The organism is Cupriavidus sp. F041 (assembly GCF_057814235.1).
Genome location: NZ_JBVASY010000002.1, coordinates 3791898 through 3813344, shown reverse-complemented (window position 1 = coordinate 3813344; position 21447 = coordinate 3791898). Strand labels below are relative to the sequence as shown.

The following is a 21447-nucleotide window of genomic DNA, read 5'->3' as shown; positions in this document are numbered from 1 at the left end:
ACAAAAACCCCGCCACAAAGGGCGGGGTCTGGTGAAACAGTGTGCTGTCCGGGGATTCTGGCTGGCTTACTCTTCCTCATCCAACGGTAGCGCGCGGCGCGGCGGTGGCGGCCGCTTGCCGATCATCACCGTCAGTTCGGTCGGCTTGCCACGACGCACAACCCTCATCTTCACCTCCGCGCCAGGTTTGAGCTGGGCGATGGCGTTGAGCAGGGCGGTGGTGTCGCTAATGCCTTGCCCATCCACCGAGACCAGCACATCGCCCGGCTTCACGCCCGCCTTGTCGGCCGGGCCGCCCTGGACCACGGCCGCGATCAGCGCGCCTTCCTTGGCGTCGAGGCCGAACGACTCGGCGATCTCGGGTGTCATGTCCTGCGGCTCCACGCCAATCCAGCCGCGCGTCACCGAACCGGTCGAGATGATCGATTCCATCACCTGCTTGGCGGTGGAAACGGGAATGGCGAAGCCAATGCCCAGCGAGCCGCCCGAGCGGGAATAGATGGCCGTGTTGACGCCCAGCAGGTTGCCCTGGGCATCGACCAGTGCGCCGCCCGAATTGCCGGGGTTGATCGCCGCGTCGGTCTGGATGAAGTTTTCGAAGGTATTGATGCCCAGGTGGCTGCGGCCCAGCGCCGACACGATGCCCATGGTGACGGTCTGGCCGACGCCAAAGGGATTGCCGATGGCCAGCACCACATCGCCTACCTTGACGTTTTCAATGCGCCCCAGCGTGATCGCTGGCAGGTCCTTGAGCGTGATCTTCAGCACGGCCAGGTCGGTTTCCGGGTCCGAGCCGACCACCTTGGCGTTGGCCTTGCGGCCGTCGGTCAGCGCCACCTCGATCTCATCGGCGCCGTCCACCACGTGGTGGTTGGTTAGAATATAACCTTCCGCGCTGACGATGACGCCCGAGCCCAGGCTGGACACCGGCTCCTGGCGTTCCGGCAGGCGGTCGCCAAAGAAGAAACGGAACCAGGGGTCTTCAGCCTGCGGATTAGGCGTGTGCTTGCTGCCGTTCTTGCTGGTAAAGATATTCACCACTGCCGGCATCGCCTGCTGGGCCGCCTCGCTGTACGAGCCCGGCACCGAAGAGCCGGCCACACTGGGGACGACCTCCTTCAGCGCGACAATGGGCGAACCGGATTGCACGGCGACCCGGCCGCGCTGCAGCCATTCGGGTTTGAGTGTGGCCACGACGAACCACACTGCCAGCACGACGGTGACAGCCTGGGCAAAGAACAGCCAAAAGCGGCGCAACATATTGGAGTTTGGGCAGAAAATGAAAATAAAAGATCTTGAATTGTACTTGAACGACCTGCTTCAAGTCCCCCGATACAAGGACTATTGCCCGAACGGATGGCAAGTGCAAGGCCGGGCGGAAATCGAGCATATCGTGACAGGCGTGACCGCGAGCCTGGCCCTGGTCGAAGCCGCCATCGAGGCTGGCGCCGATGCCATTCTGGTCCACCACGGCTATTTCTGGAAAAACGAAGACGCCCGTGTTATCGGACAAAAACACGCACGCCTGAAACGCCTGCTGGGCGCCGATGTGAACCTGCTCGCCTATCACCTGCCGCTGGATAACCACCCCGAGTTCGGCAATAACGCCCAGCTCGGCCTGCAACTCGGGTTTACGCCCACCGGCCGCTTCGGCGACGACCAGCTCGGGTGGACCGGGACCTTGCCACAACCCATGCCGCTCGCCGCGCTGGCCGCGCACATAGGCGGCGTGCTCGCGCGCGAGCCGCTGGCCATTGGCGATCCCGAGCAGCTGATTCGCACGGTGGGATGGTGCACAGGCGGTGCGCAGGGCTATTTCGACGCGGCCGTGGCGGCGGGCGTGGACGCTTACCTGAGCGGCGAGATTTCGGAGCAGACCACGCACCTCGCACGCGAGAGCGGGGTTGCCTACCTGGCGGCCGGGCACCACGCTACGGAGCGTTATGGCATCCAGTCCCTGGGCGAGCACCTGGCGCAGCAATTTGGACTGCGCCACACCTTCATCGATATTCCCAACCCGGTCTGAAACGCGGCCCCGGCCATGGGCCGGGCGGGCCGCGGCGCGTTGGCTTAAGCCTGGCGCGCCTTCAGGCTGTCGCGGATCTCGCGTAGCAGCACCACGTCTTCCGGCGTGGCGGCGGGCGCTTCGGGCTTGGGCTCTTCAGCACGCACCTTGTTGATCGCCCGCACCATCATGAAGATGATAAAGGCCAGGATCACGAAATTGACCAGGATGGTCAGGAAGTTGCCATAGGCAAAAACCGGCACGCCCGCTTTTTTCAGCGCGTCGAGTGTATGCGGGACGCCCGCTGGCGGCTCGGATAGCGCTACGAAAAGATTGGAGAAATCCAGTTTTCCGATAATCCGGCCAACGACCGGCATGATCAGGTCATTCACAACCGACTCGACAATTTTGCCGAAAGACGCGCCGATAATCACACCGACGGCCAGGTCGATCACGTTGCCACGCATTGCGAAGGTCTTGAATTCCGACATCATCCCCATGCTTTTCTCCCAGTGTTGCTTTCGTTGAACGGTCGTCAGGATAAAAGCCTGCCGTATCACCGCCCGTAACGCAAGCGTACAAGCCACATCGCCGATGTTTGGCCGATTATCGTACGCGGGTGAGGCACTGTCCGCCTTTCAATGCCACATGTGCCTAAGGTACAATTTACGGTTGACGCAAAATCTAATTTGACATCCCCTGGGGTTTGGAATGAGTGACCAGCAAAACGTGAAGAACGTGGATAAGGGTCGCCGCAATTGGTTGATTGCGACGTCTGTCGCTGGCGGCATCGGAGGCGTGGCGGTAGCTGTTCCGTTCGTCAGTACGTTTGCGCCGTCAGAGAAGGCAAAGGCCGCCGGAGCACCGGTAGAAGCCGACATCAGCGCGCTCAAGCCGGGCGAGATGATGACCGTTGAATGGCGCGGCAAACCGGTCTGGATCCTGAAGCGCACCGAGGAAATGCTCTCGTCGCTGAAGAAGACAGATTCCGAGGTGGCCGACCCCAACTCGGATGTCCCCTTCACCATGTCGACGCCGGAATACTGCAAGAACGAAACCCGTTCGCGCGCTGACCACAAGGACCTGCTGGTCGTGGTAGGCATCTGCTCCCACCTTGGTTGCTCCCCCTCAGGTCCCTTCGGCGCCGGTTCCAACCCGCAACTCGGCTCCGACCCCGGATTCCTCTGCCCCTGCCACGGTTCGACCTTCGACCTGGCTGGCCGCGTGTTCAAGAACAAGCCGGCCCCGCAAAACCTCGACGTACCCCCATACCAGTTCCTGTCCGACACCAAGATCGTGATCGGCAAGGATGAAAAAGGAGACGCTTGACCATGGCGGCCGAAAAACAAGTAAAGACGACCGGCTTGCTTGGCTGGATCGACGCGCGCTTCCCCGCAACCCAACTCTGGGAAGATCACCTTTCCAAGTACTACGCACCGAAGAACTTCAACTTCTGGTACTTCTTCGGCTCGCTGGCCCTGCTGGTGCTGGTGATCCAGATCGTGACCGGCATCTTTCTGGTGATGAACTACAAGCCGGACGGCACGCTCAACGCCGCCGGCATTCCCGTGGCATACGCCAGCGTGGAATACATCATGCGCGAAGTGCCCTGGGGCTGGCTGGTGCGCTACATGCACTCCACCGGCGCCTCGGCCTTCTTCGTGGTGGTGTACCTGCATATGTTCCGTGGCCTGCTGTACGGTTCGTACCGCAAGCCGCGTGAGCTGGTCTGGGTTTTCGGCTGCCTGATTTTCCTGTGCCTGATGGCAGAAGCCTTCATGGGCTACCTGCTGCCCTGGGGCCAGATGTCGTACTGGGGCGCCCAGGTGATCGTGAACCTGTTCTCCGCCATCCCCGTGATCGGCCAGGACCTGTCCCTGTTCATCCGCGGCGACTACGTCGTGAGCGACGCCACGCTGAACCGCTTCTTCTCCTTCCACGTCATCGCCGTGCCGCTGGTGCTGCTTGGCCTGGTGGTCGCGCACATCATCGCGCTGCACGAAGTGGGCTCGAACAACCCGGACGGCGTCGAGATCAAGGCCAAGAAGGACGAGAACGGAATCCCGCTGGACGGCATCCCCTTCCACCCGTACTACTCTGTGCATGACCTGATGGGTGTGGGCGGCTTCCTGATGATCTTCTCCGCGGTGATTTTCTTCTTCCCGGAGGTGGGCGGCTATTTCCTGGAGTCGAACAATTTCTTCCCGGCCGATCCGCTCAAGACCCCGCCGCACATCGCGCCGGTCTGGTACTTCACGCCGTTCTACTCGATGCTGCGTGCCACCACCTCGAACTTCCTGCCGATCCTGTGGGTGTTCTTCGCGGTGCTGCTCGGCATGGTGTTCCTGCGCAGCAAGGATGCCCGCATCAAGGTTGGCGCGCTCGCCATCGCCGTGATCCTGGCCGTGGGCTTCTACTTCATCGACGCCAAGTTCTGGGGCGTGCTGGTGATGGGCGGCTCGGTGGTGATCCTGTTCTTCCTGCCGTGGCTCGACCACTCGCCGGTGAAGTCGATCCGCTATCGCCCGTCCTTCCACAAGAGCATCCTCGTCGTCTTCGTGGTGGTGTTCGTCGTGCTCGGCTACCTGGGCGTACAGCCCCCGTCGCCGGTGGGTGAAAAGGTGTCGCAGCTGGGTACCCTGCTGTATTTCGCCTTCTTCCTGACCATGCCGCTGTGGAGCCGCGTCGGCCAGTTCAAGCAAGTGCCGGAACGCGTGACGTTCCACCCGCACTGAGCCCGGACGAAACCCGACAAGAGCACAAGGACACAAGATGAAAAAGCTGCTTTCGATTCTCGCGCTGGCTGGCGCCTGCTTTGCCGCCGCGCCCGCCATGGCCAGCGAAGGGGGCTACCCCCTCGAGCCGGCGCCCGTGCAGACCAGCGATCTCTCCTCGCTGCAGCGCGGCGCCAAGCTGTTCGTCAACTACTGCCTGAACTGTCATGGCGCGTCGATGATGCGGTACAACCGCCTCAAGGACATCGGCCTGACCGACGACCAGATTCGCCAGAACCTGCTGTTCTCTGGTGACAAGGTCGGCGACATGATGACCATCGCCATGCAGCCGAAGGAAGCCAAGGCCTTCTTCGGCGCCCAGCCGCCGGACCTGTCGGTGATCGCCCGCGCCCGCGGCGACGACTGGCTGTACACCTACCTGCGTACCTTCTACCGTGACGACAACCGCGCCACGGGCTGGAACAACCTGGTGTTCCCGAGCGTCGGCATGCCGCACGTGCTGTGGGAACTGCAAGGCCAGCGCACCGCCAAGTTCGTCGAAGCCGAAGAGCATGGCGAGAAGGTCCACAAGTTCGCCGGTTTCGAGCAGGTCACGCCGGGCAAGATGAGCACGCTCGAGTACGACCAGGCCGTGACCGACCTGGTCGGGTTCCTGGACTGGATGGCCGAGCCGGCCCAGAACCAGCGCAAGCGCCTGGGCGTCTGGGTGCTGATGTTCCTGGGTGTGTTCACCGTCTTCGCCTGGCGCCTGAATGCCTCGTACTGGAAGGACATCAAGTAATTCGCGGTAAAGCCCGGAAAGCCTGACGGTTCGAAGGGAAAAGGGCTGGAGCGGATGTTGCGCCAAGCAACACCGCGCCAGCCCTTTTGCTTTGGATGCTGAGCCGGGTTTGATGGGCGTAATGTGCTGCTAAGAACGCTTAAACCTGTCGGACCCATGTTTGTATGTGCCTCAAGCATCTCTAATTTGCTTTCTACATATCGGTTCTGCCAGAATACCGATCCAGCCAATCGACCCCGCATCAAAGGAATCCAACCATGATGGTGTTGTATTCGGGCACCACCTGCCCGTTCTCCCAACGTTGCCGCCTCGTCCTGTTCGAAAAGGGCATGGATTTCGAGATCCGTGACGTCGATCTGTTCAACAAGCCGGAAGACATCTCGGTGATGAATCCCTACGGCCAGGTGCCCATCCTGGTCGAGCGCGACCTGATTCTGTACGAGTCGAACATCATCAACGAGTACATCGACGAGCGTTTCCCGCACCCGCAGCTGATGCCGGCTGATCCGGTGCAGCGTGCCCGTGCGCGCCTGTTCCTGTTCAACTTCGAAAAGGAACTCTTCACGCACGTCTACGCGCTCGAAAACGAAAAGGGCAAGGCCGCCGAGAAGAACCACGAGCGCGCCCGCGCCGCCATCCGCGACCGCCTGACCCAGCTCGCGCCGATCTTCGTCAAGAACAAGTACATGCTCGGCGAAGAGTTCTCGATGCTCGACGTCGCCATCGCTCCGCTGCTGTGGCGCCTGGATCATTACGGCATCGAACTGTCGAAGAACGCCGCACCGCTGCTCAAGTACGCCGAGCGCATTTTCAGCCGCCCGGCCTACATCGAAGCGCTCACCCCGTCTGAAAAGGTGATGCGCCGCTAAACCGGCCCGGCCCGAAGCCAAGCGCTTCGGGCCACCGGACTGCGCCACTGGAAGCACAATGCCTGAAACCTCCACCAAGCCCTACCTGATCCGCGCCATTTACGAGTGGTGCACGGACAACGGCTTCACGCCGTACATCGCCGTCTTCGTCGACGCCAACACCAGCGTGCCGCGCGAGTTCGTCAAGAACAACGAAATCGTGCTCAACGTCAGCTTCGACGCCACCAGCGGCCTGGACATGGGCAACGAGTGGATCGGCTTCAGCGCCCGCTTCGGCGGCATCTCGCGCAAGATCGAGGTGCCCGTCGAAAACGTCCTCGCCATCTATGCCCGCGAGAACGGGCAGGGCATGGCCTTCCCCGTGGAACGCAGCGTCCCCGAAACCCAGGCCGGCACGGAGCGCGAGAACAACCCGCCGCCCAAGCTGTCGTCGGTGGAAAGCGAGGCTCCGGTCACAGTGGACGCCGGCGACGACCACGATGGTGACGACGAACCCACGCCGCCGCCCGTATCCCGCATCGGTGCTAAGAAGCCCTCGTTGAAGGTGGTGAAGTAAGCGCAGGAACCCATCGTCAATTTGCGCCGCATGCAGTAGAATCGCGGTCTGCACCAAACATGCCGGCTTAGCTCATCAGGTAGAGCAGTTGATTTGTAATCATCAGGTGGCGGGTTCGAGTCCTGCAGCCGGCACCAATTAAATCAAGGGGTTACAGCGATATGCGTTGTAACCCCTTGTGCTTTGATGGGGCTGTGTAACTTCTATGTAACCGGAATCCGAACACGGATACGTTTGAGCCTTGAATGACGTGGATTCAACCGTTTGGCCATCGCCGGTCGCTTGCCCAAATTTAGGCCCGGACGCAAAATGCTGAGCACACGCCACAACGCGTCCTTTCTACGCTCTCGTCGGGATTTGGGGATGGCTTGGACGGTGATTTGACACTGCTACTGCCCTGCGAATCACCTGCGATGTTGAGTAGTCCCTGTATGGGGCGTGGACTGCCCGCCCGACCATCACTTGCGTGGCTCTAAGTATTTAATGTGCCCCAAATAGCTCTTTTTGTTGGGCGGCGTCAGGAGGGCTGTGCTGGCCCCTGGCTGCAAGAGTCCACAACCCATACAACCGGAAAAAGATTGCGACTGACATGACGCATCCGCACTCCTCAAAGAGCAGGCCTGCCGGCACACATCAGTCTCGCTACATCCCGATGCTCTCCATCGTCGGAGGCCGTCGATGAATGGTCGCTGGAAGACGATTTCGCCCTCTCATTTCCCGTGGGAGCAGGACGCGCTCGACTATATCCAACGCGCGATGCCGAATCGCGAACCGTTTCGTGCATACAGCAACTTTGAATTTATCGCCGACGACGGCAGCATCAACGAGGTCGATCTGCTGGTCATTTCCCGATACAGCATCTTTCTGGTCGAGATCAAGAGCCGCCCGGGTGAGGTCGGTGGAGATTCACACACCTGGATCTGGCGCGACGGGGCTAGGGAATACTTTGACGACAACCCCTTGCTGCTCACCAACCGCAAGGCCAAAAAGCTCGCGTCGCTGCTGCGCAAGCAGCTGACTGTACAAAAGCGTCGCACGCCGTATATTCAGTCGCTGGTTTTCCTGTCGGACCCCGCGCAACGGTGCAAACTAACGGGCCCCGCACGCGAGAATGTCCATTTGCGTGCCAATATCGCTGGCAAGCTCTTCGATGAGACAGCGCCGGTTGCCAGTGCGCAGCCCATTGATCGGGATCTCGCCACATCCATCAACCGGGCATTGGAAGCCGTTGGCATTCGTCCTCCGCAGCAAAGTCGACGGGTTGGTGACTATCAGCTTGAACAGGTCCTCGCGGAAACCGACTTCCACCAGGACTGGCTGTCCAAGCATGTCTCGTTAACCAACCTTCGTAGGCGGGTGCGTCTGTACACAGCCAAGCGCACGCTCAATGCCGCACAACGCACGCTGCTAGTTGACGCCGCGCGTCGTGAATTCCAGCTGCTCGAGGGTATCCGCCATCCGGGAATCTTGCGTGCATCGGACTTCATTGACAGCGAACACGGCCCCGCGCTGATCTTCGAGTACGACGAAGGACTCCAGCGGCTGGACCATTTCATCCGAGCGCAGGGCGAGCACCTTGACCTCTGGCAACGGCTGAAACTCGTCCGTGCCATCGCCGAAGCCCTGGATGCCGCGCATCGTTACCGTCTCTACCACCGAGGTCTGTCACCCCAAACTATCCTGGTCAGGACCGTTGCCACAAACTCCTTCGACGTTACGCTGTTCGATTGGCAAATCGCCACGCGGCAACTTCAAGAGGCCGGGGGGGAAACAACGGGTACACTCCACGTTGAAATGCTCTCGGATCGGGCGGCGCAAGAGATTTACCTAGCCCCCGAAGCTCGCATTGCTTCCCGGCCTGACGCCATTAAGCTGGACCTGTTCTCGCTTGGTGCTATTTCGTACTTTGTACTGGCCGGAGAGCCGCCCGCGGTCAGTGGCGATGAGCTTGTCACTAAGTGTGAACAGGGTCCTGGCCTCACGCTATCGGCGCTGGTCAACGGGTGTCTGGCCGAGATCGAAGACCTGATCCAGTTCGCCACTTGGCCCTCGACAGAAGACCGGTTCAGCTCCACCGGTGAATTCCTGGCTGCACTCGACAAAGCAGAAGAAGCTCTTGAAGACGCGTTGACCGCCCCTGCGTCATCGCTGGCCTCACCGCTGGAGGCTAATGCGGGCAGTAAGCTGCATGGCTTTGAAGTCATTCGCCGACTTGGCAAGGGCGGAACCAGTCTGGCCCTGGAAGTTCGTCGCGAGGGCGCGGGCCAACCTCGGCAGGGCGTATTCAAGATCGCGCTGGAGGCGGAATACAACGAACGTCTCAAGCGCGAGTCGGAAACCCTGGTCCGCCTGCAGCCCCACCAGAACATCGTTCAGTGCTTTGAGCGTTTTGAAATCGCTGGACTTGCGACCCTGTTCCTGTCTTCGGCCGGTGAGGAAACGCTGGGCGAACGTCTGCGGCAGGAGGGGCGCTTGAGCCTGGACCTGCTGCAGCGCTTCGGTGAGGAGCTGATTTCCGTTGTGGAGTACCTAGAGCGCGAGGGGATTCCCCATCGTGACATCAAGCCTGACAATATTGGCATTCGCCCAGGCTCAGGAAAGCGACTTACGCTCACCCTGTTCGACTTTTCGCTGGCGGGCGTGCCTGCGAGCGATCTCAATGCGGGTACCCGGGTCTATATGGACCCCTTCCTTCGCAAGCGCGGCATGTGGGATGGCTACGCTGAGCGCTACTCGTGTGCCTTGACCTTGCACGAAATGGCCGCCGGCACTTTGCCCGAGTGGGGCGACGGCAGTGCCGATCCTGCAACCCTGAAGTCAGAGATCATTCTGGACTCCGAGCGCTTCGATGCGTCCATTCGTCGGCAAGCGTTCGATTTCTTCAGCCGGGCGCTGGCACGTGACCACCGCAAACGCTTCGACAACTCTGAACAGATGTTGCGTGCTTGGCGCAAGGTGTTCGAGAACGTCGCGCGGCCTGTTACTGCCCACACGACACACCCACCACAAGGCCAATTGTCGTTCGGCGACGAGCCGACAACAACGGCAAGTGGCACCTCTCCAGACACGCCTTTGGAGTCGTTGCAGCTGGATTCTCGCCACCTCGAATTGATCGACCGGATTGGCCACGATGAGGTGGCCACGGCGGGCGATCTGGCTGAGCTTCCGCGCAATCGCCTGTACCGCCATCGAGGTATCGCGCTGGCCGTTGCCCGGGAGCTCCACCAGATTGCCGATCGTTTGCGACAGCAATTCAGTGGCGGGGCTGTCAAAGATGAGCAACCCGGCGACACCACGGTGGCCAAGCTCTCGGTGGACGCGGCCGCAGCCCTGCTCGTACCGAAGAAGGGCGATGAAGCGCAGCTTCAGGCTTTGGAGGGATGGTTAGGGCTGGCAGCCGGAGCGAGCGGCTCGCATTTGTCAGAGGAGCTTTTGCAGTCCATGGCCGAGCGTATGTCGCGTCAACCAGAGATTACCCATCTGCGAGATGACGTCGCGCTGGTGCTGGCCGGGCTCGGCGGCATCGCCACAGTTGGCGAGATTGCATCTGCATTGCTGGCGCGCCGAGGCAGCGTGCAAACCGGGGAAGCACGGCACTCCGAAGCTGTGGCGCTGACGCGCGCGGTCATCACCGTCGAGCGCACCAAGCAGGGGGCTCGCTGGCAACTGGTGCAGCGAGACCCCAAAGTCCGCCCCCTCGTGCAGCCCCCGCAAGTCGACGACTTGGTAGTCGCTACCCTGGCCAGCAGCGGCGCCTCCGGACTGTTCCCATCATCGCCTGAGGTGCGCGCGAGCTATGCCGTGGTGCTGGGTGAAGCTGCAGACCGACTGGCTAAGCTCGACCCCTTGCCCTCCGCTCAACAGGTAGCCGACACCCTGGCGAGCATTCCTTCGCCAGCGGGCGACACTGTCTTAAGTTCGGAACGGTTGATTCGCCTGGCCGCGGCTTGCGCTCGTCATGCGGCCCTTTCGTCACGCCTCGAGTTCTACCCCGTGCAGTTGTCCGCTGCGCGCGCCGTCAAACTGGCCACCACGTCACTGCTCGGCTTGCGACAGTTCGACCTTGAAACCATCCGCAGACGAATCTCTGCCCGCTACCCCGAAGCCGCTCCATTGCCGGGTCCCGCCGAGCTGGAGACGATGCTCAAGGACGCGGGTCTGGACGTGAGGTGGGAGGGGGGCAAGCGAACCTTCGTCATGCAGTTCTCAGCCGGCGTCATTTCGGGCACCACGCAAATCACCCGGTTCTCGACGAACAACCGCCCTCGTACTGCCACAGCTCCGGATATCCAGGCCGCCCTGCAGATCGACGAGCGCATCAAGCACGCCCTGACCAGCGGCAAGCTGCTCACCCTGTCTGTTGATCCCAAGGGACTCTCGATCGCTCAGCGTGAACTGGCACAGCGCTTTAGTTTGAAGGTGATCGACTTCGACGAAGTCGTGTTGACTCGGCTCGAGGCGCAGTCGCGCGAATGGGACGTGGACTGGAACGTCCTGCTCGACGCCGATGCTGCCCCTGCGGGCTCAGTTGACGCGCAGAACTTCACCACCGTGCTGGGAGAGGTTTGGCCCAAGGTCGAAGCCCAGCTACTCCAGGACGACAAGCCAGGGCTGTTGGTCAACCTGGGGCTAGCAGCACGTTGGCAGCGGATGCCGCTATTTGCCAAGCTGGCCGACGCCTGTATGTTTGGCCAGCGTCCGCCGCTGGTGGCTCTGATCGCCAGTCCGCTGACGCCCGACAACCGCCCCGTGTTGGATGGCGAAGCTGTTCCGGTCACCATCAACACCACAGACTACGGTCGCATCCCGCGCGCTTGGCTGGAAGGCTCTCATCTCACGACGGGCACCCCTGCGACGAAGACCCGCGCCAAGGCAAGAAGAGAATGATCAACCGTACAAAACTACTGGCTGACCTCAAGGTCCAGGTTCGTGACTTGGAGAGCGACCTGCGTGAGCGCTTTGGCTGCATCCTCGAATTCAAGGAACGACTGACTGCCGACTGGCAGGCGGCGCGTGATGCTAGCCGCACGGCGGAGGCGCTGGAAACCTGGGTCGAAGCGCAGTTCACCCAGTCCGCAGTGGCGTGGGTGCTGGCCTGCGTGTTCGTCCGATTCAGTGAAGACAACGATCTGCTTGATGCCCCGCTGATTGCAGGCACCGACAGCCGGGCGCAATCCGCCGTGGCACGGCAAGAGGCCTTCTACCTGCAAAACCCGACCGCGTCCGACAACGACTACCTGCGCGACGTATTCGCAGTGGCCGGGCGTCTGCCCGGCCTGTCCGATGTCTTGAAAGTTCAGCGCAGCTTGTTGGCTGCGCCTGTGTCTGCCGATATGGGCAAGCAACTGGTGCGCTTCTTCCGTGCGACTAACGCGGACAGCGGTGCCTTGGTGCACGATTTTGCCGACCCCGACTGGAACACGCGCTTCCTAGGTGACTTGTACCAGGACCTGTCCGAAGCGGCCCGGCAACGCTACGCGTTGCTGCAGACACCTGAGTTCGTCGAGTCCTTCATCCTCGACCGGACCCTGACCCCTGCGCTCGACATCTACGCATTGGAAGAAGTGGACATGATCGACCCGACCTGTGGGTCGGGGCACTTCTTGCTCGGGGCGTTCGAGCGACTGGCCCCGCGTTGGCTACGCAAGCGCCCGGACAATGTCAACCTGGCCCTACAGGAAGCGCTGGACCGGATTGCAGGCATTGACCTCAACCCCTACGCGGTAGTGATTGCCCGTTTCCGGTTGCTGGTGGCTGCGCTGAAGATGGCGCAAGTCCACAAACTGCGGCTCGCTCCGGACTTCCATCTGCATATTGAGACGGGCGACAGCCTGCTGCACGGCTTCGATCAGCGTGATTACGCGAGTGCGCAAGTTTCGCTCGCACTAAACACCCCGCAAGAGAATCTTGCGACGGCCGCTGACCATTTGTATCGCCACGCGTTTGCCGCAGAAGACTTGACGGCCACGAATCAAATTCTGGCTCGCAAGTATGCGGCAGTCGTGGGCAATCCACCGTATATCGCTGTCAAGGACCGTGCTGTCTCTGCCCTTTATCGGGAGCGCTTCCCCAGTTGTCACGGCAAGTACGCGCTCGTCGCACCGTTTTGCGAGCGATTCTGGGCACTGGCGAAGCCGCTCGACGCCGCGCAACGTGCTGGGTATGTAGGCTTGATTGTTGGCAATGCCTTCATGAAACGTGAATTTGGAAAGAAACTGGTGGAAGCTTTCTTTCCAACGGTGGATCTCACCCACGTGATTGACACTGCTGGCGCGTACATCCCAGGGCATGGCACCCCAACTGCGATTATGTTTGGACGAACACGCCCTCCTGCAAGTAGCGTCATCCGTGCAGTAATGGGGATCAAAGGGGAGCCATCGACCCCAGCCGACCCTGCACAAGGAAGAGTTTGGCAGGCAATTCTTAGCCAGATTGATCAGCGGGATTCCGAATCCGAGTGGGTTAGCGTCACTGATACTGAGCGTTCTTTGTTTGCTCGGCATCCCTGGAGCATTGGGGGCGGGGGAGCATCGGAACTGAAGAATCAAGTCGAAGAGGTCGCTACTGGAAAGCTTAGTGCTATCACTGACGAGATGGGAATCGTCGGCGTTACGGGCGAAGATGACGTCTACTTGCTCGAAGAGCAAGGTGTAGCGGAGCGGCACGGAATTGAAGCGGCGCGACAACTTGTCACCGGAGACCTTGTTCGAGACTGGACTGCGTCTGGTCTCACAACGGTTTGGCTCTACGACGACGAATTCAACCTGCAATCAATCGACGACCACCCCAATACACATCGCTTTCTTTGGTCGTTTAGAACTAACCTGTCTAAACGAAAGCGCTTTGGGACACCGATGCTCGAGCGCGGCCTGTCCTGGTATGAGTGGCAGGAGCTCTACTCGGCAAAAATAAGAACTCCTCTAACTATTACGTATGCATTCGTTGCAACCCATAACCATTTTGTCTTGGATCGCGGCGGAAAAGTATTTAACCGGTCTGCTCCTGTAATAAAACTTCAGTCAAACGCAACTGAAGATCACTACCTTGGAATACTTGGGATCTTGAATTCGTCGTTGGCGTGCTTTTGGGCCAAGCAGATTTTTCACAACAAAGGTAGCACAGTTGATCAGCACGGCGCCCGACAAAGAACCGACGCCTTTGAAGATTTTTATGAGTTCACGTCGACCGGGCTTGGAAAGTTTCCATTGACAGACGAATTCCCTATTGCGACCGCAAAGCTATTGGATGATTTGGCCTGCAAGTACACAAATGGGCTCCCCGATGGGGCGATGAAGACACCAATTCCCAATCGTCAAGACTTAGACGCTTTAAGAGATGCGTTGGAGATGACTCGCGGGAAGATGATCGCTTTGCAGGAAGAGCTCGACTGGGAAACTTACAGGCTGTATGGACTTCTCGATGATGATCTCCGATATGTCGGCGATCTTCCTCAAGTTCATCTTGGGGAGCGAGCGTTTGAAATTGCTCTGGCACAGGACTGCGCCGCAGGAACAGCCACCACGACTTGGTTCGAGCGGCACCGTTCGCAACCTATCACATCGGCGCCCGCGCATTGGCCGGCTGACTACCGCGCGCTGGTTGAAAGACGCATCACCGCAATCCGACGCTCGCGCGATTTGGCCCTGATCGAACGCCCAGAGTACAAGCGTCGTTGGGCTGCCGATGAATGGGAAACGCTGGAAAAAGCAGCCGTCGAACGATGGTTGTTGAACCGCCTGGAAGCCGTTGACCTTTGGCCACGCGACGTCCATCCCGCCCCCAAGCTGCGCTCGGTGCGCGAAATGGTCGATGCTTTGTCTGGTGACCAGGACTTCCGGCGCGCCTTGGACCTGTACGCCGGCAGCGGCAGCGATGCACACGCGACCGTAGTGGCTCTGGTACGACTGGCCAGCGTGCCCTATCTGGATGCGCTGCGCTACAGCGACAGTGGCTTGCGCAAGCGCGCCGTGTGGCAAAACACTTGGCTGATGCAGCGGTGCGAGGATGCGATCGATGTCGACGTGGCGAGGCGCCTAGCCAATGAGCCTGTCGAAGCCATCAAGGAAGAGCAATCGCGACGCAAGACTGAGGAGGTGGGCTCCATTCCCGTTCCACCGAAGTACAAGCAGGATGACTATCGTGACGGCGTGTATTGGAAGTTGCGTGGGGCCCTGGATGTGCCCAAGGAACGCTTCGTCAGCTTCCCCGGCCTCGAACGCAGCAGCGACGCAGCAAGCCCAATGCTGCTGTGGGCTGGGTACGACGCCAAGGCGCGTGCCCTGGCGCTGACCGGGTATTTGTACGAAATGCTGCAACGTGACGGTGCGGATGCCGCCCGTCTGACGCCGGCACTGGCAGGTCTCGACGAACTGCTGCCCTGGGTGCATCAGTGGCATCCGGAAGTGGATGACGACTTGGGTATGAGCACCGGCGATTACTTGCAAGGTCTGCTCGATGCGCAGTTGGCCCAGCACGGCCTGACGCTGGCTGCTGTGCGCGCCTGGCAACCGCCTGCGCCCGTTCGTCGCCTCCGTGGCCGTCGCTCCAACACCACCGCACAGGCCTGACCAGATTCACCGGATTCGTGGGATACAACAAGATGCCAAAACTACGTGAGATCTTTGATCTGCCAGAACAGGTTCATCAGGGCGACTTTGTTCTTCGCCTGACCGATGGCCTGAACGCGCCCGCTGAGACCGTGCGCGACTACGTCGCCACTCCGCAGTTGGTGAAATGCTTCGATCAGGCCCTCGGCGTTGTCAAGGGTGCCATCGACAGCCGGATGAGCAAGGGTGCGTACCTGCACGGCAGTTTCGGCTCGGGTAAGAGTCACTTCATGGCCATCTTGTCGCTGTTGCTACGCGGTGACGCCACGGCCCGTGGCAAGCCCGAGCTGGCCGCGGTGGTTTCCAAGCACAACGGTTGGACTCAGGGAAAAAGGTTTTTGGTCGTGCCGTACCACATGACCAGTGCCGAGACCCTCGAATCGGCATTGTTCTCGGGGTACGCGGAGCTAACCACCCGCTTGCATCCGGATGCACCGAGCCCCGGCTTCTACCAGAGTGAAGGGATGCTCAACGATGCCCAGAAGCTGCGCGCGCAGATGGGCGATGAAGTGTTCTTCCGCACTTTGAACGGCACAACCGGGACAGCTGCGGGCGGTGGGGGCTGGGGGCGCGTGTCGCAAACCTGGGCTGCTGCCCGCTTTGAGTCGACGCTGCGATTGCCGCCGGGCAGCCCTGAACGCTTCCAACTGGTCGGGGCTTTGACGCGTGCATTCTACAGCAGCGTGAGCCATCTATCCGCGTCGCGGCGGGAGCTGTACACGTCGTTGGACGACGGCTTGTCGGCGATGTCGCACCATGCGAAGGACCTGGGCTATGACGGCATTATCCTGTTCCTGGATGAGTTCATCCTGTGGCTAGCCAGTCGTGCTGCCGATGCAGCGTGGATTGCTCGCGAGGGCCAAAAGGTGGCCAAGTTGGTCGAGTCGGGCAACGCTGACCGGCCTATCCCGATTATCAGCTTCATGGCACGCCAGCGCGATCTGCGTGAACTGGTCGGTGAGCACATGCCGGGCGCCGAGCAGTTGTCGTTTGCCGATACCCTGCAATGGTGGGAAGCGCGCTTCGACAAGGTGAACCTGGAAGACCGCAATCTCCCGGAAATCGCCAAGAAGCGTCTCTTGCGCACGCGCGGGCCGGCAGAGGATGGGAAGCTTAAGGGCGCTATCAACAAGCTCATGAGCAGCCAGCCCGAGGTGCTTCAAACCTTACTGACCCGCGATGGCGATCAGCAGATGCTGCAGGACCTGTACCCTTTCACTCCGGCGCTGGTGCAGACCCTGATTGCCGTGTCTTCAATGCTGCAGCGCGAGCGCACGGCGCTCAAGCTGATGCAGCAGATGCTGGTGGACAAGGCCGATACCCTGGAGATCGGTGATGTGATCCCGGTGGGTGACTTATTCGATGTGATTGCCGATGGCGATGAACCGTTCACCCACGGCATCAAGCTATTCTTCGAGCACGCCAAGCAACTCTGGCGCCGGCGCCTGCTGCCAATCCTAGAGACACAACACGGTGTGACTTGGGAAGACCTCGAGTCGGGCAAAGCCGACCCGAGGAAGGCGGCGGCTTTGCAAAACGACGCGCGTCTGCTCAAAACCCTGGTGTTGGCGGCGCTGGTCCCCCAAGTCGAGGCGCTGAAGAACCTTACGCCGACCAAGCTGGCTGCACTGAACCATGGCACGATTCGCACCCCCGTACCGGGCAGCGAGGGCATCACCGTGCTGACCAAGCTCAAGCGCTGGGCGGGCCAGGCCGGGGAGATCAAGATCGCCGACGATTCAGCCAACCCGGTGGTCTCAGTCGAAGTCGCCAAGGTCGACACAGATGCCATCCTGGCGAATGCGATGTCATTCGACACGCATGGGAACCGGCAAGCAGAGGTCCGGCAGTTGATCACCGACGGGTTGGGCCTGTCGGATGCGGGCTCCAGCCTGCTACCCCCGGAAATGGAAGTTGGTTGGCGTGGCTCGCGCCGCAGCGCCGAGATTCTGTTCGGCAACATCCGTGAGCAGTCCTTCGACACCCTCAAGGGGCGTGAAGGAACGTGGCGCATCCTGATCGACTTCCCGTTCGACCACCAGCCAGAGCATGGTCCGCAGGATGACGTGGCCAAACTCAACGGCTTCCTGAATGACGGACGTGTCGGCCGCTCGGTTGCTTGGCTGCCGTCCTTCCTTTCGCCGAATACTCAGGATCAGTTGGGCCGTTTGGTGGTCATCAACTTCGTACTGCGCGGCAACAACCTAGATCAGTACGCTAGTCAACTGTCGCAGGCTGACCGGGAACAGGCGCGCGTGCTGCTGACCAACCAGCGCGACCAACTGCGCCAGTTTATTCGCAATTGCCTGTACACCGCCTACGGCCTCAACAGCGTTGCCCTAGAGGCGCTGGACCCTGCACAAACCGTCGACGAGCACTTCTATAGCCTCGACCCGTCCCTCGTCTTGCGCCCACCGGTTGCCGCCAACTTCAAGGACGCGTTCGAGAAGCTCGCCGAGCAAGCGCTAGACTACGAATTCCCTGCACACCCACACTTCGATGCCGAACCCCGTCCGATAGCAGTAAAGCGATTGGCTGAATTGATGGTGCTAGCGGCTCAGAAGCCGGCTCATCGCGTGGAACTTGAGGCATCGCTGCGCGATGATGCCAAACGCGTCTTGCCGAAGCTTGAGCTCGCTGAAGTCGGCGAAGCGGCCCTGCAGCTGCGGGATGACTGGTCGCAGCACTTTGCACGCCAGATGGCCCAGCAGTCTGGCCGTGAACCGACCGTGGCCGACCTTCGCCGTTGGCTGGACTTGCCTGATCGACGCGGGCTGCGTGATGACTTGCAGGATCTGCTCATTCTGACCTGGTTGGCTAAGAGCAACCGATCCTTGTACCGCTTCGGCCAGCCCTTCCGAGGCGAGATTGGCAATGTCCCCAATGAATGCGAAGTACGTGAACAGCCCTTGCCGACAACGACAGACTGGGACAAGGCAACCCGGCTCGCTGGCGAGATGCTCGAATCGACGATGGCGTCGCTATATCGCTCAGCGCCGGGGTTGGTGGAGTTTTCGCGGGCGGCAAAGAAGGCGGTAGCAGACACGGCTGCACATCTGCTGAACTACCTACGGGTGGTCGACCAACTGATGGCGCTGGTGCAGACTGACGTGGTGGCAACAGGCGAGCCCGCCCTGCGGAAGACCGGGGCGACGCGACTGCGCGACTGGTTTGCTGCGATGGAATCCAGCAGTTCCGAGATTGACCTCGTGAATCTTGTGGCCCGTCTTGACTTCACCGCCGAGGAAATTGCGGAAACGAAGGCGGTACTGGGCGGGATCCAGACGTTGGCTCGTGTTGAGGCCAAGCACTATCTGGTTAACAGCCTTCGGTCGATTGCCGGGGGCACTGGCGAATTTGCCCCTCGGGCCAACCAGATTCTGGAAAAACTCGCCCACGCCGTACTGCGCTACGAATACGTGGATGGGCTGCAGACGGCAGTCGCGCAGTTCGAACGCGATGCCGGAACGCTGATGGCCGACGTCGCCAACCGTGCCGCGCCCCAGCACCCTGAACCTGAGCCCGCGCCGGAGCCAGGCACCAAGGTCCCTCAACGGATTGAACGCACGCGTTTGGTCAAGGCCGCTGCATTGCAGGCACTCGCCGATGCGCAAACGCTGCTGGAAGGACTGGGCAAGGTCAGTGTGGATATCCAGATCGTGATTCGGGAACAGGAATGAAGGTTCCGGCACATCAAATCAGCCTTCAGGCCAAGCAGGCGCACGAGGCGGACCCTCCAGCGAAGTTCATTCTGCTGCGTCTGCCTCTCGATGCTTTTGATGGATCGACAGTCGATGTCAATGCCGCAAGCTGGGCTGTTGTCGCGTGCAGTTCCCCCCTGGCCGTGCGTGATGCGATGCATCGGCATGCCGCCGCCGATACCCCCGTCATTTTGCTCTACGCGGGCAGTGAAGCTGATCTGGGCTCGGATGTCTTGGCGCGCTGTGCCAAGAGACGTGCCATCTCGCACGATCTATGGCAAACCGTCTTGGCCTTGTTTCGGGCTGCACACGTTGATCCCCGATTGGCGCGTCATCGCTGGCTGGCTGAAATGCTGGTTCGCTTCATGCCCGCCGAGGGCTACACGCCGGTTCGCTCGCTGGTACTGGATCAGGATAGGGCGTGGAAGGAGTTCTTCCGGGTCGTTTTGGGGTTCGAGTCTTACCCGCCCACTGAACTTGACCTGCTGAAATGGGCGGGGGACGCACAGCGGCGTGAGCAATTCAAGGCACTTGAAAACTCCGCCCGTGAGGAAACGGTTCAGCGACTGCACGAATCTCTCGGCAACTTGGTGAATTTCGTATTCGCTGCAATCGATACAGGCACAGCCGATGAGCTGATCGCTATCGCGATGCTCTGCGAATCGCTGGAGGACAAGGCCGTCTCTACAGAGACCAACAGAGCCAAAGTCGCCGCGCGTTTGGAAGTGTTGTTTGATGGGCTGACGATTTCATCCAATACGACCCACCAACTGGCCACGGTCGCCGATGGGTGGTTCGGTCGGGCGACGGAGGCCGCCAGGCAGCAGCAGGTTGCGCGCTATGAGTCATTGGTGACGCAGTTGAAGGCAGAGTCGCTGGCGGTACACGCTCGGTATGGGGATGCAGCCCTGCGAGAGAAGACTAAGACGTTTGCCGCCGCACTCAACAATCAGAACCTAGCAGAGGCCATTTCGTGCTTTGAGCGCCTAATGGCTCACCGCGGCCCAGTCTTGAGCAACCGTTCTGAACTTCGATGCAAGATGGCAGTACGGCTGCTGAGTTGGCTCACACGAACGGCCAGCACCTTTCCGTCGTCACTGAATGCCCTCTCCGAGCAATACCGCAGCGAAATTGCCTGGGTCGACTGGGCACAGACCGTGTTGATGGAAGGCGACGACTCAGCGGATCTTGCCAATGCTTACGTTCAACTTCGGGAGAGCACGCGCATCCGGCGGGATGCGTTTGATCGGAGATTTGCCGAATCACTGACTACCGAGCAAGCCAACGGCACATCGTTGATTCCGATCGAAGACGCGCTCGATAAGTGTGTCGCCCCCGTCGCAATGGCGGGCCGCACTCTGCTGATCGTGGTCGACGGCATGAGCATTCCCGTTTTCCTGGAACTACATCACAGCCTAAGGGAGCAAGGTTGGGTGCAGTTTGAACGCAATGCAGGCGCATGCTCGACGCTGCTGGCAATGTTGCCATCCACAACCGAAGCTTCTAGAACTTCCTTGCTGTGCGGAACCGCATGCGCTGGCTCGGCATCGACTGAACGGTCGGCATTTAATGCGTATCCGGCCCTGGTCGCCCCATCCGTTGCCGGCAAACCCCCAGTGCTATTTCACAAAAAAGACTTGCTGGACAACTCCGGCGTCACCCTCTCGGATGACCTGAGAACCTCCCTCAGCGACACCCGGCAAAGGGTTGTCGCAGTTGTGATCAATGCAGTGGACGACCACTTGATGAAGTCAGACCAGCTGCGGTTACGCTGGGACATCGCCCAGTTTAAGGGCCTTGATGCCTTGTTGGCCGAGGCGCGCTCATCGGACCGAGCCGTCATATTCGCCAGCGACCATGGTCACGTGCTTGATCAAGATTCCGTGATGCAAGGCACGAGCCCCAACGCTCGCTGGCGAGAACCGAATCTGGAATCCTACACGGGCGAAATCACACTCAGAGGCTCTCGAATCAAGGCAGCGAGCGGATTGGATGAAGTTGTCTTGGCCTGGAGCAGCAAGCTGCGATACGCTACCAAACGGAACGGATACCACGGAGGCTGCGCGCCAGCGGAAGCATTGGTACCGATCACTACCTACCGTTACGGCACCAAGGTAGGCGATGGATGGACCATCCGAGACGAGGATGCCCCGGATTGGTGGGAAGCGTAACCCAACTGGCCAGAAGGCAGGAA

12 protein-coding genes and 1 tRNA gene are annotated in these 21447 nt (G+C 60.4%); 11 read left to right on the top strand and 2 right to left on the bottom strand.

The genetic code is table 11. The features are described 5' to 3' along the window. Positions 1-66: 66 nt before the first annotated feature. Positions 67-1260 (bottom strand): Do family serine endopeptidase, encoded by a 1194-nt coding sequence (locus ACZY0R_RS34900; protein ID WP_035870653.1) that lies wholly within the window; start codon positions 1258-1260, stop codon positions 67-69. Between the two features lie 19 nt (positions 1261-1279). On the opposite strand from ACZY0R_RS34900, the gene ACZY0R_RS34895 reads away from it, so the two are divergent. Continuing rightward, positions 1280-2026 (top strand): Nif3-like dinuclear metal center hexameric protein, encoded by a 747-nt coding sequence (locus tag ACZY0R_RS34895; protein ID WP_488864941.1) that lies wholly within the window; start codon positions 1280-1282, stop codon positions 2024-2026. Between the two features lie 44 nt (positions 2027-2070). Here ACZY0R_RS34895 and mscL read toward each other — a convergent pair whose 3' ends face one another. Beyond that, positions 2071-2505 carry a large conductance mechanosensitive channel protein MscL gene (gene mscL / locus ACZY0R_RS34890; RefSeq protein ID WP_488866352.1) on the bottom strand — a complete coding sequence of 145 codons (435 nt, stop codon included), beginning with the start codon at positions 2503-2505 and terminating at the stop codon, positions 2071-2073. Between the two features lie 211 nt (positions 2506-2716). Here mscL and petA point away from each other — a divergent pair, with 211 nt between their 5' ends. The 10 genes from petA to pglZ all read left to right on the top strand — a co-directional run bounded on the left by petA (position 2717) and on the right by pglZ (position 21424). Beyond that, entirely contained in the window at positions 2717-3334 is a 618-nt protein-coding gene (gene petA / locus ACZY0R_RS34885) for a ubiquinol-cytochrome c reductase iron-sulfur subunit (RefSeq protein WP_488864939.1), read from the top strand. A gap of 2 nt (positions 3335-3336) precedes the next feature. Continuing rightward, complete coding sequence (locus ACZY0R_RS34880; protein WP_035870645.1) at positions 3337-4740, top strand: cytochrome b; 1404 nt, start codon at positions 3337-3339, stop codon at positions 4738-4740. 37 nt (positions 4741-4777) lie between these two features. Next, positions 4778-5521 (top strand): cytochrome c1, encoded by a 744-nt coding sequence (locus ACZY0R_RS34875; protein ID WP_035870644.1) that lies wholly within the window; start codon positions 4778-4780, stop codon positions 5519-5521. A gap of 257 nt (positions 5522-5778) precedes the next feature. Beyond that, positions 5779-6390 (top strand): glutathione S-transferase N-terminal domain-containing protein, encoded by a 612-nt coding sequence (locus ACZY0R_RS34870; RefSeq protein WP_035870642.1) that lies wholly within the window; start codon positions 5779-5781, stop codon positions 6388-6390. A 58-nt stretch (positions 6391-6448) separates the two neighbouring features. After that, on the top strand, positions 6449-6946 hold the full coding sequence (locus tag ACZY0R_RS34865) for a ClpXP protease specificity-enhancing factor (protein WP_488864936.1): 498 nt from the start codon (positions 6449-6451) through the stop codon (positions 6944-6946). A gap of 61 nt (positions 6947-7007) precedes the next feature. Further along, positions 7008-7083 (top strand) — tRNA-Thr (locus ACZY0R_RS34860). Between the two features lie 541 nt (positions 7084-7624). Continuing rightward, positions 7625-11833: a BREX system serine/threonine kinase PglW gene (gene pglW / locus ACZY0R_RS34855; RefSeq protein ID WP_488864934.1), complete on the top strand. Its 4209-nt coding sequence runs from the start codon at positions 7625-7627 to the stop codon at positions 11831-11833. Then, the gene (gene pglX, locus ACZY0R_RS34850) at positions 11830-15513 is read left to right on the top strand and encodes a BREX-2 system adenine-specific DNA-methyltransferase PglX (RefSeq protein ID WP_488864932.1); all 3684 of its coding nucleotides are present in this window, start codon (positions 11830-11832) and stop codon (positions 15511-15513) included. Before pglW ends, pglX begins: the two co-directional genes overlap by 4 nt. Before the next feature lie 32 nt (positions 15514-15545). After that, positions 15546-19232 (top strand): DUF6079 family protein, encoded by a 3687-nt coding sequence (locus ACZY0R_RS34845; RefSeq protein WP_488864930.1) that lies wholly within the window; start codon positions 15546-15548, stop codon positions 19230-19232. Next, the gene (pglZ, locus tag ACZY0R_RS34840; RefSeq protein ID WP_488864928.1) at positions 19229-21424 is read left to right on the top strand and encodes a BREX-2 system phosphatase PglZ; all 2196 of its coding nucleotides are present in this window, start codon (positions 19229-19231) and stop codon (positions 21422-21424) included. The genes ACZY0R_RS34845 and pglZ overlap by 4 nt, the downstream gene beginning before the upstream one ends. Positions 21425-21447 lie beyond the last annotated feature (23 nt).

What these genes read in the sequence shown, in the direction of transcription:
- ACZY0R_RS34845 (WP_488864930.1), top strand. Translation starts at nt 15,546, where the DNA reads ATGCCAAAACTACGTGAGATCTTTGATCTGCCAGAACAGGTTCATCAG.
- petA (WP_488864939.1), top strand. Translation starts at nt 2,717, where the DNA reads ATGAGTGACCAGCAAAACGTGAAGAACGTGGATAAGGGTCGCCGCAAT.
- pglZ (WP_488864928.1), top strand. Translation starts at nt 19,229, where the DNA reads ATGAAGGTTCCGGCACATCAAATCAGCCTTCAGGCCAAGCAGGCGCAC.
- ACZY0R_RS34900 (WP_035870653.1), bottom strand. Translation starts at nt 1,260, where the DNA reads ATGTTGCGCCGCTTTTGGCTGTTCTTTGCCCAGGCTGTCACCGTCGTG.
- mscL (WP_488866352.1), bottom strand. Translation starts at nt 2,505, where the DNA reads ATGGGGATGATGTCGGAATTCAAGACCTTCGCAATGCGTGGCAACGTG.
- ACZY0R_RS34865 (WP_488864936.1), top strand. Translation starts at nt 6,449, where the DNA reads ATGCCTGAAACCTCCACCAAGCCCTACCTGATCCGCGCCATTTACGAG.
- pglW (WP_488864934.1), top strand. Translation starts at nt 7,625, where the DNA reads ATGAATGGTCGCTGGAAGACGATTTCGCCCTCTCATTTCCCGTGGGAG.
- ACZY0R_RS34880 (WP_035870645.1), top strand. Translation starts at nt 3,337, where the DNA reads ATGGCGGCCGAAAAACAAGTAAAGACGACCGGCTTGCTTGGCTGGATC.
- ACZY0R_RS34870 (WP_035870642.1), top strand. Translation starts at nt 5,779, where the DNA reads ATGATGGTGTTGTATTCGGGCACCACCTGCCCGTTCTCCCAACGTTGC.
- ACZY0R_RS34895 (WP_488864941.1), top strand. Translation starts at nt 1,280, where the DNA reads ATGAAAATAAAAGATCTTGAATTGTACTTGAACGACCTGCTTCAAGTC.
- pglX (WP_488864932.1), top strand. Translation starts at nt 11,830, where the DNA reads ATGATCAACCGTACAAAACTACTGGCTGACCTCAAGGTCCAGGTTCGT.
- ACZY0R_RS34875 (WP_035870644.1), top strand. Translation starts at nt 4,778, where the DNA reads ATGAAAAAGCTGCTTTCGATTCTCGCGCTGGCTGGCGCCTGCTTTGCC.